This is a genomic window from Undibacterium sp. 14-3-2, from assembly GCF_016595265.1.
GTDB lineage: Bacteria > Pseudomonadota > Gammaproteobacteria > Burkholderiales > Burkholderiaceae_D > Undibacterium > Undibacterium aquatile.
Genome location: NZ_JAENGS010000008.1, coordinates 186,982 through 202,113, shown reverse-complemented (window position 1 = coordinate 202,113; position 15,132 = coordinate 186,982). Strand labels below are relative to the sequence as shown.

Annotated in this window: 17 protein-coding genes; 1 reads left to right on the top strand and 16 read right to left on the bottom strand. The window is 46.2% G+C overall.

Going from position 1 to position 15,132, the window contains the following annotated elements:
* Nucleotides 1-141 precede the first annotated feature (141 nt).
* The 10 genes from fliO to fliF form a co-directional block, all read right to left on the bottom strand.
* On the bottom strand, nucleotides 142-480 hold the full coding sequence (gene fliO, locus Undi14_RS17285; RefSeq protein ID WP_234030663.1) for a flagellar biosynthetic protein FliO: 339 nt from the start codon (nucleotides 478-480) through the stop codon (nucleotides 142-144).
* Nucleotides 481-575: 95 nt separating this feature from the next.
* On the bottom strand, nucleotides 576-1,013 hold the full coding sequence (fliN, locus tag Undi14_RS17280) for a flagellar motor switch protein FliN (protein ID WP_186883521.1): 438 nt from the start codon (nucleotides 1,011-1,013) through the stop codon (nucleotides 576-578).
* Entirely contained in the window at nucleotides 1,006-2,010 is a 1,005-nt protein-coding gene (fliM, locus tag Undi14_RS17275; protein ID WP_186883520.1) for a flagellar motor switch protein FliM, read from the bottom strand. The genes fliN and fliM overlap by 8 nt, the downstream gene beginning before the upstream one ends.
* A 4-nt stretch (nucleotides 2,011-2,014) precedes the next feature.
* A complete protein-coding gene (fliL, locus tag Undi14_RS17270) occupies nucleotides 2,015-2,518 on the bottom strand; it encodes a flagellar basal body-associated protein FliL (protein WP_186883519.1) in 504 nt (167 codons plus the stop codon).
* Between the two features lie 216 nt (nucleotides 2,519-2,734).
* On the bottom strand, nucleotides 2,735-4,069 hold the full coding sequence (locus Undi14_RS17265) for a flagellar hook-length control protein FliK (protein ID WP_200181852.1): 1,335 nt from the start codon (nucleotides 4,067-4,069) through the stop codon (nucleotides 2,735-2,737).
* Nucleotides 4,070-4,091: 22 nt separating this feature from the next.
* Nucleotides 4,092-4,535 (bottom strand): flagellar export protein FliJ, encoded by a 444-nt coding sequence (gene fliJ / locus Undi14_RS17260; RefSeq protein ID WP_186883517.1) that lies wholly within the window; start codon nucleotides 4,533-4,535, stop codon nucleotides 4,092-4,094.
* Nucleotides 4,536-4,567: 32 nt separating this feature from the next.
* Nucleotides 4,568-5,950, bottom strand: a complete 1,383-nt coding sequence (gene fliI, locus Undi14_RS17255; protein ID WP_200181850.1) for a flagellar protein export ATPase FliI — start codon at nucleotides 5,948-5,950, stop codon at nucleotides 4,568-4,570.
* A gap of 5 nt (nucleotides 5,951-5,955) precedes the next feature.
* Nucleotides 5,956-6,666 (bottom strand): flagellar assembly protein FliH, encoded by a 711-nt coding sequence (locus tag Undi14_RS18565; protein WP_200181848.1) that lies wholly within the window; start codon nucleotides 6,664-6,666, stop codon nucleotides 5,956-5,958.
* Complete coding sequence (fliG, locus tag Undi14_RS17245; RefSeq protein WP_186883514.1) at nucleotides 6,638-7,633, bottom strand: flagellar motor switch protein FliG; 996 nt, start codon at nucleotides 7,631-7,633, stop codon at nucleotides 6,638-6,640. The genes Undi14_RS18565 and fliG overlap by 29 nt, the downstream gene beginning before the upstream one ends.
* The gene (gene fliF / locus Undi14_RS17240; RefSeq protein WP_200181846.1) at nucleotides 7,626-9,335 is read right to left on the bottom strand and encodes a flagellar basal-body MS-ring/collar protein FliF; all 1,710 of its coding nucleotides are present in this window, start codon (nucleotides 9,333-9,335) and stop codon (nucleotides 7,626-7,628) included. Before fliF ends, fliG begins: the two co-directional genes overlap by 8 nt.
* 210 nt (nucleotides 9,336-9,545) lie before the next feature.
* Here fliF and fliE point away from each other — a divergent pair, with 210 nt between their 5' ends.
* Nucleotides 9,546-9,893 (top strand): flagellar hook-basal body complex protein FliE, encoded by a 348-nt coding sequence (gene fliE, locus Undi14_RS17235; RefSeq protein WP_186898429.1) that lies wholly within the window; start codon nucleotides 9,546-9,548, stop codon nucleotides 9,891-9,893.
* A 29-nt stretch (nucleotides 9,894-9,922) separates the two neighbouring features.
* Here fliE and Undi14_RS17230 read toward each other — a convergent pair whose 3' ends face one another.
* The 6 genes from Undi14_RS17230 to fliD are packed head-to-tail and all read right to left on the bottom strand — an operon-like array spanning nucleotide 9,923 to nucleotide 15,051.
* Nucleotides 9,923-10,681 carry a flagellar brake protein gene (locus tag Undi14_RS17230; protein ID WP_200181843.1) on the bottom strand — a complete coding sequence of 253 codons (759 nt, stop codon included), beginning with the start codon at nucleotides 10,679-10,681 and terminating at the stop codon, nucleotides 9,923-9,925.
* A 54-nt stretch (nucleotides 10,682-10,735) separates the two neighbouring features.
* A complete protein-coding gene (locus tag Undi14_RS17225; RefSeq protein WP_200181841.1) occupies nucleotides 10,736-11,029 on the bottom strand; it encodes an EscU/YscU/HrcU family type III secretion system export apparatus switch protein in 294 nt (97 codons plus the stop codon).
* Entirely contained in the window at nucleotides 11,016-12,179 is a 1,164-nt protein-coding gene (locus Undi14_RS17220) for a flagellar hook-length control protein FliK (protein ID WP_200181839.1), read from the bottom strand. The genes Undi14_RS17225 and Undi14_RS17220 overlap by 14 nt, the downstream gene beginning before the upstream one ends.
* A gap of 5 nt (nucleotides 12,180-12,184) precedes the next feature.
* Entirely contained in the window at nucleotides 12,185-12,520 is a 336-nt protein-coding gene (locus Undi14_RS17215; protein WP_186883510.1) for a flagellar protein FliT, read from the bottom strand.
* Between the two features lie 6 nt (nucleotides 12,521-12,526).
* On the bottom strand, nucleotides 12,527-12,997 hold the full coding sequence (fliS, locus tag Undi14_RS17210; protein ID WP_186883509.1) for a flagellar export chaperone FliS: 471 nt from the start codon (nucleotides 12,995-12,997) through the stop codon (nucleotides 12,527-12,529).
* A 38-nt stretch (nucleotides 12,998-13,035) separates the two neighbouring features.
* The gene (gene fliD, locus Undi14_RS18560; RefSeq protein WP_186883508.1) at nucleotides 13,036-15,051 is read right to left on the bottom strand and encodes a flagellar filament capping protein FliD; all 2,016 of its coding nucleotides are present in this window, start codon (nucleotides 15,049-15,051) and stop codon (nucleotides 13,036-13,038) included.
* Between the last annotated feature and the right edge of the window lie 81 nt (nucleotides 15,052-15,132).

The window sequence follows — 15,132 nt, the reverse complement described above, 5'->3', positions numbered from 1 at the left end:
CCGCCCGGAGCTGGAGTGCTTGTAATCGCCTGTAAAGCGCCGCTAGATTGAGCCAGGGCAATATCCGGGAAGATGATTGAAATCAGAACGACAATCTGACAACAATAAAGAAGTGAAGTGCGCAGGATTTTCATGCGGAATTTACGTATTTGTATCAGTTGGCGTAGTCACACGCTTTTCGATTGTTCGTTGCAGCCAATCCTGAAAAGAGCTGTGATTTGCCGGTGTGACTTGCAATAAGGACTCCTGTTTTGGGAGTGTCGCCAAATTGTTGATATTTGAAGCTGTGACGCCAAGCACCAGCCATTGATCTCCAACTTCAATAACCATTACTCGTTCACGATTTCCTACATTCAGACCGCCCAGAATCTTCATTGGAATCTTGTTTGCGGAGGTTGCCGGGCCAATCCGCTTGAAAGCCCAGGCAGCGAAAAACATTAAACCGAGAACAAAAAGCAGAGCCAAGGTGATTTGCAACAAGCCAGCTCCGGGCGTCAGCGGGGCAGCATCTGCGGCGAGGGCATAGTCAGACGCAGCCAGTAAAAATAACGATATGAATTTACTGTGAGGTTTCATTATTTATTCAGTTTGCGAATTCGTTCTGCGGGGGTCACGATGTCAGTCAGACGAATACCGAACTTATCATTAACAACCACAACTTCGCCTTGAGCGATCAGGCAGCCGTTCACCAGTACATCCATCGGTTCACCTGCCAGACCATCAAGTTCCACAACGGAACCCTGCGCCAGTTGCAGCAAATTTTTAATCGCGATCTTGGTTCTTCCCAATTCAACCGTCAACTGCACAGGGATATCGAGAATGAAGTCGATATCGTTGTGTGTTTCAGTCGAACTTCCTTTTGCGCTGAATTCTTTAAATATCGCAGGATTTGCTGGCGGTTCGGATTTTTGGCTCGCCGCTGCAGCTGCCGCAGCGGCATCGGCTTTCTCCTGCTCTGCAATTGCTGCGCCCCAATCGTCTTCGCTGATCGGGCTATCTGTATTTTCATCCATGGTTCTCTCCTTGTGCTGCTACTTCTTGTACGCTGGAACTGATCAGTTTTTCCACACGTAACGCATATTGTCCGTTGAATACACCGTATTTGCATTCCATTACCGGGGTGCCATCAACCTTGGCAGAGATCACTTCCGGGATATTTAAGGGAATGATGTCTCCGGTTTTCATATTCAGAATGTCGCCTAGTGTGACACGGGTTGTGCCTAAGTCAGCAACTATTTCCACTTCCGCAATCTGAATCTGCTGCGTCATCAAACGAACCCAGCGTTTGTCAACTTCCAGTGTTTCACCTTGCAGGCTACTGGTCAGAATATCTCTGATAGGCTCAATCGTGGAGTAGGGCATGCAAATATGCATTTCACCGCTAACTGGCCCCAATTCTATGGTAAAGGTTGTCGATACCACTACCTCGTTTGGTGTCGCAATATTGGCAAACTGGGTATTCATTTCAGAACGAATATACTCGAACTCAACTGGATAGACTGGCTCCCACGATTTTGCGTAGGTTTCAAAAATAATTTCCAGAATGCGTTGAATAATTCTTTGCTCAGTCTGCGTGAAATCACGTCCTTCAACACGGGTGTGGAAGCGACCGTCACCACCGAATAAATTGTCGACCAAAAGAAATACCAGACCAGGGTCGAGCACCACCAGCGAAGTTCCCCTGAGTGGCTTCATGTGCACCAGATTCAGATTGGTCGGTACAACCAGATTACGGATGAATTCACTATATTTGGAAACTCTGACCGTTCCAACGGAAACTTCTGCGCTACGGCGTAAAAAATTAAATAACCCTATGCGTAAAAGACGGGCAAATCTTTCGTTGATAATTTCCAGCGTCGGCATACGGCCGCGAACAATGCGCTCTTGCGTCGCAAGGTTATAGGGACGTACACCCGACGTGTCTTCTTGAGACTGAGAGTCATCTTGATCTCCCGTGACGCCCTTTAACAGCGCATCGACTTCTTCCTGGGAGAGGAAATTATCTGACATAGTGCTATTGAACTACAAAGGAAGTAAAGAAAACGCCCGTTACTTTTTGCGGTTCACCTTTCGCAGTAAAAGGTTGATTAACTTTTTCAATGATTTCGTCTACCAGTTTATCTTTGCCCTCAGTGGAGAGAATATCATTGGCATCTTTGCTCGATAAAAGTAACAGCAATCGACTGCGCACCTGAGGCATATTTGCTTTAATCAGTGATGACTGATCTTCACCTTCTACCTGAAGTGTCATCGCGATTTGCAAATACTTATCGCCGCTATCTGACTGCAGATTTACTGTGAACGCATCTAAAGGAAGAAATACCGGCGCCTTCGCTGGTTCTGCTTTGTGCTCTTTTTCTTTTGACGCAGATTTTTTCGATAAAAAGAAAGCAGCACCGCCACCGACACCACCGAGAACAAGTACCGCGGCCGCAATGATAATAATTAATTTTTTCTTTGATTTTGCTGGAGCAGCTTCACCGGTTTCGGGAGCTGCCTTAGCAGGTTTCTTCGCCATATTTTTCCTCTCAAGCAGCGGTATTTTTCCGCTATTTCTTATATTATCTTCGAAAAAAAGCATCGAATAACAGGAGAAAAGACGGACAAATACCACTCATCTTTTCAATTCTGAAAAAATAATAATGCGATCTATTCATGAAGAACGCGTTATTCCCGGTTAAATGCTTTATTTCTTTATTCTACCTGTTTGAGAGACAAGTTTTTCAACTAAGCACTATGCAAACGTATCGACAGCCCCAATGCGAGAAATTATTTTGGTCGTTTTGACGTCGGATATAGGTTGGTTGCTGATAACGCTTTCGCCCCCACCATTTCTGGCAATTGAGGTGGACGGATTTGTTTGTCTGAATTCGCGACCTTGTTGCCCCTGATTAGATGCTTCTGCGTTGACTGAGAAACCTGATAGTTGGACTCCGGCATCATCCATCATCTGACGTAATTTAGGCAGAGAAGCCTCCAGTGCCTCCCTGACATCTGGATGTGCGGAGATAAAAGTTGCGTTTGCTTGATCGTTCGTGACATTCAATACGATTTGTAATGGACCCAGATCAGGTGGGTTCAGAGTTAACTCAGCCGATTGCATGCTGGCGCCCACCATCCAGATTACTTTTTGTCCCACCGCTTTATCCCATGCGGACGAATTCAGTGGAGGTGATATTTGGTTAGCAGAAACGGCACCTGTGATCGTCGCATTCTGCGTAGCGTTAAGCTGTTGTTGCGGCGGCGCTTGTTGGACGTTGACCGGGCTCATCGCTTCATCTTTTCGTAAGCTTAACGCAAGCTGATCAATAGATCGTTCCAGTTTATCGGCAGAGACATTTGTTTTAGGCGATACATCCTGTTGGGCGCTTGTTTGCAACGTGAGCGGCTCACCTTTTTCTGATTTAAGGTCCAGGTGATCTGCAAATGATGTTGATGTGTCAGATCCTATTCCTTTGTCTTTTACAATCTGGGACGTATCTGTCACTGGAGTTTCGGCTGTGAGCTCGGGGGCAGTAGTTTCCAGGCGGGATGACAGGGTATTACTGACGATGACGTCAAAGGCGGCTTCTTTTGATATTCCCGCAGACTGGGATGCATTTTTTTCGTTCAACGGCTGTAGCGATAAGCCGCTGTTTGAGGTGTCCGAAATGACACCTGTGTCGCTTTTCAACGCGGCATCATCGCCAGATTTTGCAGGTACCAACTTAGAAATATCATTTAAGGCGTTAAACAGTTGTATCAATTGATGATCGCTGTCATCCGTTTCTTTTTTTTCCGTTTGAGTGTCTTCTTTTTCAGTATCTTCGCTTTTCTTCAGCGCAGTGCTAGCGTCATGCAATTCTTCAGGCGGCGTCGCAGCGTCTTGCTTAGGTGGCTCAACATTTTTTGTGGGCAATTTGCTATTGGTTTCCCTTGGGGCAGGCGCTGACGTCGCTTTATTTCCGCTTATTTCTTTCTTGAGCAGCTTATTAAAAGAGTTATCAGCATTCACCACTGGATTGCTCTTGCTCGTTTTCGCCGCACTGTTCTGATTGTTGAGTGCGCTGACAATATTGAGTGTTTGCATAGATGTTGCCGTTATTAAGTTGCTACTCTGATTTATAAAAATACGCCCGCGCAGCAAAATCGTCGGTTTGTTTCTGATCCGATTTGGCGTCCTTTTTTTGCTGTACCATTTTTACCCTGTGATCAAGGGTGTTATATGACAGCCGTTTCTTTTCATTCCCTTGCCAATCAAGTTTCGCCGCCTGAACTTTTGATTCTGCATTTCGTATCACTTCTTTTTGACCTTCAACGGCACTGTCAAGTTTGGCTAAAAAACCTAGAAAATTTCCATATTGGCTGGCACTGATACCAGCGGCGGCGGCGGCCTGGAATTTGCTGTCGTAATCATCTCGATACTGGATTAATAAATTCAGCTTACTTTGCGTTTCTTCGTGATACCGAATGGCTTGTCCCAAGCGCTTCGCCGCGTCATCGGTTTCCCGGTCCGCAATCTCAATTAAAGTGTTTATTGGTGATCTCTTTGCCATCTGTACCTAAGTATAGAGCTAACTAAAATTATCTATCCTTGGAATAGAGCCCGAAGTCCATCCAAGCTCTCTGATATGCTGCATTTCTGAGTAATATCTTGCTGTAAAAACGCAATGATTCGAGGATGCAGCCGAATCGCTTCGTCAAGCAAGGGATCTGAGCCCGGCGCATAAGCGCCAACGCTGATCAAATCTCTGCTGCGCTCGTATCTTGAGTATAGTTGTTTCAACTTCCTGGCAAGTTGCTGATGTTCCGGAGTCGTGATGCTGTGCATCGCCCGGCTGATAGATTGTTCGATATCAATGGCAGGGTAATGACCGCTCTCAGCCAATGTACGATTCAAGACTATATGACCATCAAGAATTGCTCGCGCAGAGTCCGCGATAGGGTCCTGTTGATCATCGCCCTCAGTCAATACTGTGTAAAACGCGGTGATCGAACCTCCGCCTTCTTTGCCATTGCCGGCACGTTCGACAAGCACGGGTAATTTTGCAAAAACTGAAGGAGGGTAGCCTTTGGTCGCAGGCGGTTCGCCGATCGCCAGAGCAATTTCCCGTTGCGCCATCGCATATCGTGTCAAGGAGTCCATGATCAGTAGAACGCTGTGTCCTTGATCTCGGAAATATTCGGCGATTGTTGTTGCGTACGCAGCGCCTTGCAAACGCAATAATGGCGGAGCATCCGCTGGCGCTGCTACGACTACCGACCTTGCCAGCCCTTCTGTGCCAAGAATCTGTTCAATAAATTCTTTTACCTCGCGCCCCCGTTCACCAATCAATCCTACGACGATAATGTCCGCGGTAGTAAACCGCGCCATCATTCCGAGCAGCACGCTTTTACCAACCCCCGAACCAGCAAACAAACCAAGGCGTTGTCCTCGTCCGACGCTGAGCATACTATTGATTGCGCGAACGCCAACATCAAGTGTGTCGACAATCGGTGCTCGTTCCAGAGGGTTGTAAATCCGCGCCGCAAGTGGCGCGGATTCCGTCGTTTTCAGGGCACCAAGTGTATCTAGCGGACGTCCATTGCCGTCTAGCACACGTCCTAATAGCTGGTAACCGACTGGAAGTTGGCGGCTTCTGTCGCTTGGTCTTCTGAGTGGATGACTGGATGTTTGTCGTGACTCTTCGGCAAAAACCGGAGCGCCGGGAGTAACCCCCTCGAGGTCGCTATGAGGCATCAGGAACAGTCTGTCTCCATCAAAACCGACAACTTCTGCTTCGATTTTTGCACCGCCCGCTAAATGTATAGAACAGGCACTTCCTACCGGTAAGCGCAAACCGACGGCTTCCATGACTAAGCCTGTGACTTTAGTGACTCTGCCGGCGGGTTGAACGGCATCATTTCCGGCCAGCAGATCTTTGCTGCCAGTCAGAATAGATTTCCATTGGTCTGTGAAAGCAGTGTCCATGGGATTTACTCAGAATCCGATGCATTTTTTCGCATCAAGGCTGTTAAGCGTTCCCATCGGGTTTCAATATTGGAGTCGATGAGGTTTTGTGATGTCTCAATTTTGCAGTCACCGCGAGACAGTTGTTGATCGGAGACAATGCGCCAGCCGTTGGCGATCAGCGTGTCGCCAAGGTTATTCTTAACGATGCTTGCATCGGCTGGATTTAAACTGATGCTTGCATTTGTTTGTACTGATGGTAATTGCGCGATCGCATCCTCAACGATAGGGAGAATAATATTTTCATCCAATTCTATCCGCGTTTTTAAAATTGTTGATGCCAGGCTGATCGCCAGATCAAGTAAGTCTTTGCCTGTCGCTTTTCCTGCTTCACCTAATTCAGTTGAGAACTTTTCTGACAAGTCACGTATGCTTTGAAGGTCGGGCTGCATATTTTCTGTCGCCATGCGCTGTCCTGCCTCTTGCCCTTCAATCAGACCGCGTTCATAGGCTTCCTGATAGCCAATGACATAGCCTTCCTGTCTTGCTTTTTCACGTATTTCTTCCAGCTCATGTTCCGATACAGTCGGAACGAACCTGGCTGGCTCGGGTTCGTGTTTGGGCTCTGGAATGTGATGAGGGCGCGTTTCTCCAAATGATGCCATTTCCCATCGTTGGTAAGCCGAAACGTCGTCTTTTCGTAAGACACTAGACATAAGAGTCTTCACCTTTTGCACCTAACATAATCTGGCCTTCATCGGCGAGTCGACGCACAACGAGTAGAATTTGTTTTTGCTGCGCTTCCACCTCAGATAATCTCACCGGCCCTTTGGATTCAAGATCTTCGCGCATCATTTCAGCGGCACGCTGAGACATATTTTTAAAGATTTTTTCCCGCATATCCTGATTGGCGCCTTTGAGCGCGATGATCAGCGAATCGGATTGCACTTCGCGCAGCAGCAACTGAATACCCTTGTCATCAATTTCCATGATATTGTCAAAAACGAACATCTCATCCATGATTTTTTCTGCCATATCACCATCATATTTGCGCAGATTATCCATAACAGATGCTTCGTTTTCACCGCTCATGAAGTTCAATATTTCTGCCGCGGCCCTGACCCCACCGATTGATTTTTTCTTCAGGCTTTCATTGCCAGTCAGTAGTTTAGTGAGAACGTCATTCAACTCTCTGAGTGCAGCTGGCTGAATACCGTCGAGCGTAGCGATGCGCAAAACAACATCATTTCTTAAGCGCTCTGAGAAATTATTTAAAATTTCACACGCCTGATCGCTTTCCAGGTGAACTAAAATCGTTGCGACGATCTGCGGGTGTTCATTTTTAATCAGGTCGGCAACCGACGCTGAGTCCATCCATTTCAGACTTTCAATGCCGCTGGCGTCTTTTCCACCCAGGATACGATTCAATAAAGACGATGCCTTGTCGTCACCCAGTGCTTTGGTGAGGACATTGCGGATATATTCGTCAGAGTCTAAACCGACAGATGAACTGAGATCTGCGGCTGCTTTAAACTCGTCGAGAACCTTCGCTATGCGCTCGTGGGGGATTGCACCTATTGTCGCCATAGCAGCGCCAATTTTCTGCACCTCACGTGGGCCCAGAAATTTCATTACCTCTGCAGCACCGTCTTCACCAAGCGCAAGCATGAAGGTTGCTGCTTTTTGTACGCCATCATCACTCATTGTTAATCCATGTCTTGATTACGTTAGCAACAATTCTCGGGTCATTTTTTGCTAATTCTTTAGCCATGTCCAAGGTTAACTCATAACTGTTTCCTTGTTTTGCGGCTTGTATTTCTTCTTCGCTGGAGAGATTGACATACGTATCATCGTCTTCCTCCTGCTGTAATTCTTTTTCAGCCGAGGTGAGTTTTTCCGCTTCTTCAGCTTCTTTTTTGGCTTTTTCTTCGGCGACGTCTTTGCCCATAATTTTGTACAACATGGGTTTCAGATAGCCAAAGAATAAATAGGCTAAAACTGCGGCGATTAATAAGTATTTCCCCAGTTCTTTTGCTAACTGGATTGTTTCTGGTTGTTTCCAGAATGGTACTTCTACTATAGTTTCTTTTTCCGGACCGGCAAATGGGCTATTAACAACATTCAGAGTATCGCCACGGTCTTTATTAAATCCCATCGCTTCGCGCGCCAGATCGGTAATCTGTGCCTTCTCAATATCCGTCAGCGCTCTGGTCGTAATCTTTCCGGATTTATCGGTTTCGTTCTTGTAATTCACAACAACGGCGACGGACAATCGTTTTACGCCACCCATTCCCTGCTGCGTGTAGCGGATAGTTTTATCAACTTCATAGTTGATGGTGGAGTCTTTTTGTACAAGCCCTGTGTTTGCTGCTGAGGCAGATGTTGCAGTGCCGCTGGCCACAATCGGCGCTGTTACAGGCACTGGTGGCTGATTGGTCAGTGAGCCGGGAATGCCGGACGCATTGTTGTTTTTATTGTAGCTTTCGCTAGATTGCTGGCTACGTATTGTGGATGCCTCGGGTGGAGAATTCGGACGATAACTTTCCGCTGCCTGTTCAGTTTTTGAAAAATCGATATCTGCAGTTGCTTCTGCACGAACATTATTTGCGCCAACTATCGGAGAAATAATAGATTCGATGCGTTTGACAATATTTTGTTGAAATTCCTGTACGTACTTAAGCTGGGATGGATCAAGATTGTTACTTCCAGCCTGTTTATTCATATCCGAAAGTAAATTACCGTTTTGGTCCACAATCGAGACGTTTTTGGTCGACAGTTCCGGAACGCTGCTGGCGACCAGATGCAGAATAGCGCTGACTTGTTGTTGATCCAGAATTCGGCTTGGATATAAATTCAATAATACCGATGCTGTTGGTTTTTGCTGATCACGTATAAAAACGGAAGATTTCGGAATCGCCAGATGCACCCTTGCTGACTGTACGGCTGATACCGCCTGAATTGAGCGGGCTAACTCACCTTCAAGTGCACGTTGGAAATTGACTTGTTCGAGAAACTGGGAAATTCCGAGTTTCTGATTTTCCATTAATTCAAAACCGACATTCCCACCTTTGGGCAAACCTTGCGACGCGAGTTTCAGGCGAGCATCATGTACCTGGCTCGCAGGTACGAGAATCGCACTGCCAGTTTCCGAATATTTATACGGAATGTTCATTTGCTGCAAGGATGCGACGATCGCGCCGCCATCCCTGTCGTTAAAGTTTGAAAACAGCACTTTGTATTCAGGTTGCTGCCCCCACAGCCAGATCCCGGCCATAATCGCCAGTATCAGCGCGGCACCCGCTGAAAGCATTGCTGTGCGGACGCCTGGCGTTTGCGGAATCCCAAATATTTTTTTTGGTTCCACAAGCTCATCAGGAGCCATGATCATGTTTTCAGCGGTTGCCATAAATCACCTGATCAGCATTGAAAATTAAGAAGTGTATTTGCATCATGTTACGAAGCCATTTTGGTTTTTTCCTTACTACTGATTTTGCACTGAATTCTGAATTTCAATCGGGAGAGTAAGCGTCAATTAGTACATCTTTTTATCGAAATGGAGAATTTTTTAGGTGGTAAGGTAGATGCTAGATCAATCTTTATTGACTATGGAGAATGTATGAAAATGGCTGGCATTGACAGCAGTCGCATTGACGCAATGGTTGCTCAGTTAAAAGCGACGGCTGCGAAAATGGAGGCGGGTAGCGGAATCAATCGCACCGAGGAAAGTGATGCGCCCAAACGCTTAGACTTTGCAGATGCGCTGAAAGCATCATTAGATCAGGTAAACAAAGTTCAACTGACGTCGCAGCAGTTGGGAGAAAAATTTGCCTTAGGAGACGATAAAGTCAGTTTGTCTGATGTCATGATTTCAATGCAAAAAGCAAACATTTCATTTCAGACGACGGTGCAAGTCAGAAATAAATTAATCACTGCATATCATGACATCATGAATATGCAGATCTGACCTTAAGCACAATTGAAGTGATAGGTATTTCAGCGGATTCCAGTCATTTTGGAATTCCGCTCTCTTTCTAATTTCATGATGTAGCGTTGAACGCTGGTCAGGACTGAATTTGATAAATTGAAAAACTGGCAGCCTATACGACGATTCGTTTTTCCATTTAATAAAACCAGATCTTGAGAGTTTCTGATTTGTAGCGCTACATCGATCAGACCAATTGTCGGTAAATCCAGTTTGCAATGCTCATAGATTTTTCCTGGAGTGCAGTCGAGGATTTTTTTCTCATCAAGCACGGCAATACCACCGCAACTGATATCGACCAGAGATAATTTCAAAACTTCAATACTATCATTCACCTCAACAGAAAAGCTTACTTTAATCGGCGTTGAGACTGGAGTATTGATTCGATAATACTCACGTCGTTGCAGTCGGATCAGGTTTGACGGGATGCTGAATTGTAAAGCTGGGCGGTTCTCAAATTCGGCACGATGGACACCTGTTGTGGAAAACTGAATGCCGATTTTATCCAATAAACCCTCAAATGAAACCCGGTGTGCTTCAATTATTCTCTGATTGGCCAATTGGCCGGGGGCGCAGTCAACTGTTACCGTATTATTGTTATCGTCAACGTCTAGAATGGAAGTGATAAATACTTCCGCGCCATCGTGAATCAACATGCTGATGAGCTGATTGCTATCTTTCAGGCCGCGTAATAAGGAAATAATTTCCCTGCGAGAGTCGACCTGAAAAGGACTTTGGTTTTCAGTCCCGAGAGAAGGAGGGGATTGCATGTTTTTTATTTGCTCTTATCTGTCAAAATTTTAAGATGGTAGAGGTAGTACGGTTCAGGGTGTCTCCTGCTCGACCCCGGACTTTTCTTTGTCTATATGGTAAAGCCAAGCGAGCAGTTCTGCAACAGCGATATATAGAACCGGGGGAATGTTTTCGTCCAGATCGACTTTCATCAATAAAGATACCAACTCTTTTGATTCGTGGACGTGGACTCCGTGTTCTTTCGCCCTGCTGATTATCTCATCAGCAATTATTCCCTTGCCTTTGGCAACAACCCGTGGAGCACTATCCCCGCTATGGTAAGCGAGTGCGACTGCGTGTTTGTCAGTAGGTTTATTTACTGTCATTTTGTCTGACGCTCAGGCTATCCAGAATCGTGTCTAAAGAGGACAGGGCGGACGATAGTTGCCCAGCGTGAGTTTTAAGAGCGTTTACCGTATCTTCATTTTCAGCATTGATATTCAAGCTTAAATGATTTGCGCGAAAATTAAACGTTGCTGAAACTGTGCCCAGAGAGGGTAAATCAAACTTGACGGTACTTTGCCAGTAATTATTGTCGTCAGGTGAAAATTCGCTGGTTTGATGAGAAGGCTTATCTCTCTTGATTTCCCATTTCATGTATTGTCCAGGGAAAAGCTCGCCCTGCCAACGCAGGCTTTGATTTTCCAAGGTTCTCAACTGTTGCTGGATGAGCTGAAGTAATTCTTTATTTCCTGAGATAAGATTGCTTTCCCCGCCGCTAATATTCTGCTTCAGTGCAGAAAGCATGGACTGCGGCTCTGTTAGTAAATCACTGAGCTTTATTTTTCCGTCCACCCATTCTGCGAGGTGAGATTCGTAAAAGAGGCCACTCTGGCTGATTTTTTTTTCTAATAATACAGCCGTTTTTTCGATGCTATTTAAATCGGCCTGCGAGTTTAGTATTGCAGTTTTTCCGACAATCGCGTTGCTTTCGGTACTTGCATCTCCAGACTGCAGAATGGTGCCAATCAGTTTGCTGGCCGTACTTAAAAAAGTAACGCTGCTGTCCGATTGAATACCAGCCTCCAGATGGGGGAGGGCTGACGTGGATTGGGGGATTGTTTTTATTTGCGCTAACTTGCTCGCATCTTCCAGCCTTGCCTGAGGCGAAGCTGAAAAATCAGATAGCGTTTTTTTGCCAGGTGTGTAGGTTTGCCCGGCAATGAAGCTTTCTGGGATTTGAGATTTACTTTCTAAGGCAAACGTTGGTTTCGGATCTGTTGAAATTAAACGCAACGAGACTGAGTCTCCCTCCTTAACGCCTTCCGGGAGTTGCATGCGAACGCTAAAATTAGCGACCCGGACAGTAAAGCTGCCGTCCTTTTGTCGGTTGAGGATTTCCCCTTTGAGTTGCTGACCTACAACGAGTTGTGCAAGTTTTGAGGCAACTTCCTGCTTGAGCGAATGGAGTCCCGAACTCGCTGATGCCGCCTCGATATCGGCAGTCGTAATCGAATTATCGAGGCGGTATGGCATATCTGTTACGCCGAGCTTGCGGCTCCATAAGTGTGATTCAGTTTGCGTTCGGCACTTGACGCTTTCATCAGATTAGACAATTCAGCCATCCACGGTTCTGTAATGTCGCGAATTTCTTTATCGTCGGCCAGTATTTTTTTTATGACACGAATTTTTCGCTCTTTGAGTTCCGGAGGTAAGAATGCCGGACTCTCATTATCACGAATTTTTTGAACCTTTGAGCTGCAATCGTTTTCCAGCTCCGTCAATTGTTCCCAGTCGCGGTTGCGGGCGGCATTCAACATTTGATCAGTGAGTACGGCAATATTCTCGTACAGCTTAATAATTTCTATGCTTTCCATTATGAATCAGGCCTCAAAAACGTGAACTTGTCGTGGTTGTAAAGGATCGTGTTCGCTGATCGCCGGCTGCGTTGGTGCTTGCGCTGCGGGTTCTATGGTTTCCCATGTTTGTTTCAGATCACGTAATAAAGTTTGCACTTCCAGTAATTTTTCTTCATCTTTATTCAAATTTCCCAGCAATAGCTGTCTGCTCATATATTCATACAGCGCATCCAGATTGAGTGCAATTTCACCGCCCACTCGCTTATCCAGGCTGGCACGCAAGCCGTTATCAATAATGGAAATAGCGTGGGAAATTGATTTTCCTTTTGCTGCAATCTCTCCCTTTTGCATTTGCTGTAAAGCATTTCCAATCGCTGTGATCGCACCATCGAATAACATGACGATCAGTTTGTGGGGGCTGGCAGCTATGACGCCGGTTTCCACACCAATTTTTGTATATGCACTTGCACCATAGGATTTTGATGAGCCAAACATAGCTAGTCCTTTGAGTTTTCTAAATTATCAGTTGCTTGTTACTTATTCGTTGAACCGTTCAGAATGCCAATCTGAGCAGTTAAAAAGCTTTGTGTTGCATTTAATTTCGAAATGACGGAATCAAGAGCAGAATATTGCGCCTGAAGGCGGTTCTGGGTTTTAAGCAAGCGCGCATTCAGCTCGTCGGTTTGTTTCTGTAGTGACGCTAATGTCGTGTTAATACCTTTTGTTGCACTACTGATCGTGCCTGTCGTTCCAAGGAAACTGGTGACAAGATTATTCAGTTTGTATGCGTAACCCTGAGAAAAACTGACTTTGCCGCGGTCACCCGTTGCACCGCCGTTCACTAAGATTTGCAAGCCTTCAGAAGGTGAGCCGGATGCGCCAGTCAATATTTGACCTAAACCTGTCGCTGAGACGCCGTTTAATGTACCGGCGACATTTTTTCCCGTTGTTCCTGTGCTGACTGTTCCAGTCAATGCACTGACACTCGTGCCAGCGTTACTGGTCAGGCTGACATTGGACGCACTACCAAAACTTCCTGAAGTAATATTCAAGAAACCATTGCTGTCAATTGAGGTGGTAACCGTGACACCTGCATTGGAGAAACTGGCAGTACCATTGACAGACGACTGTATCATCGAAGCGAGTTGTGACGCGGTGTAGTTTCCTGCCGCTAAACTCACTGTGCCGGAGAGTCCGTCAATTTTGACATCAATTTTTGTGCCCGCAGCAATCGTAGTTGATGCCGAATTCAAGTTGACATCACCGGTTAACACACCTTGCGTGGCAATCTGCGTTACTTTGATTGCATAGTCGCCAGGCTGTGTTGCGGCCGTGGAGCCGGACAAACTGGTCAGACTATCTGTTGTTTTGCCCATTGCCGAAAACAATCCGCCGACATCATTAAAATTATTTGTCAATGCGGTCTGCAGTTTGCTGGAGTCAACTGCTAGTGATCCGTCTTTCTGAAAGCTGATGCCGATCTGCGCCAGACTGGTGAAGCCTCCACCCAGACCATTTACTGCGGTTGACAAAGTGTTTCGTACCTGATTTTGAATTGCCTGGACAGTTGGGTCGCCAAGTAACGCCCCCGCAGCTTTTGTCGTTGGATTATATGAAGTCAGTTGTGCAATCGTGCTGTTCAGACTGTTGTACGCAGAGACAAAAGAGTTAATGCTATTTTGCACTGCCGATGTATTGGTATTGACTGCAATCGATGTGGTGCCAATTTTCTGAGCGCTGATTGTCACACCCTGAATGGCCGTTCCGACCTTATTGCTCGCGCTGGATACGGCAATGCCGTTGACGGTCAGGTTGGCATTCTGACCAGTAGTCACTTCTTTGAAATTCTGGGAGCCTGCGGGATCATAAGAAAGCAGATTTTGCAGATTCGCATCTCCGGCAACACTGATTTTCAAACTTGATGTTGCACCTGTTGAGGTCGAATTCAGCACTAAATGATAAGGAGTCGCACTGCCGTCACCGACGATGGATGCATTCACGCCGATTTTTGCGTTATTGATGGCATCCCGGATGCCTTGCAGTGAATTATTTGTGCTATCAATCGTTACTGTGCCTGTTGCCTGGCTGGCATCTTGAGTAAACGTTGCCCCACTATATATTCCGCCAGTCTGAGTGCCACCTGAAATACTGCCGAACTGAAAGCTTAACGTTGTGCTGGCACCACTGCCGATGGAGGCTGTAGTATTGATTTGTCCTGCGCTGGATATAGTCTGAGACTGTGCAAGTTGCGTCACATTAACGTTGTAATTGCCAACACTGGCGGTGCTGCTTGCTGTAACTGAGGCAACTGCTGTATCACTTGCTGTTGCTGCGAGCGTCTTAAAGGTGGACGCACTGCTCAGTGCAATCAGGGAAGACTGGAAGGAGCTGACAGAACCACTTAAAGCGCCTAATGCAGTGACATCTGCCTGATAACTTGTTTGTTTTTTCTGAATAGATGCTAGCGGCAGACTCTCAATGGCCATGAGCTTGCTGACAATGGTGTCAACGGGAAGTCCAGAACCTACACCGGTGGATTGTATGGCCACAATAATTCTCCTTTTGAGGTCCTTACTATATCAAATCTGATTCTTGTTCAATTGAGATGAAAGAAGGGGTTTTACCTGCTA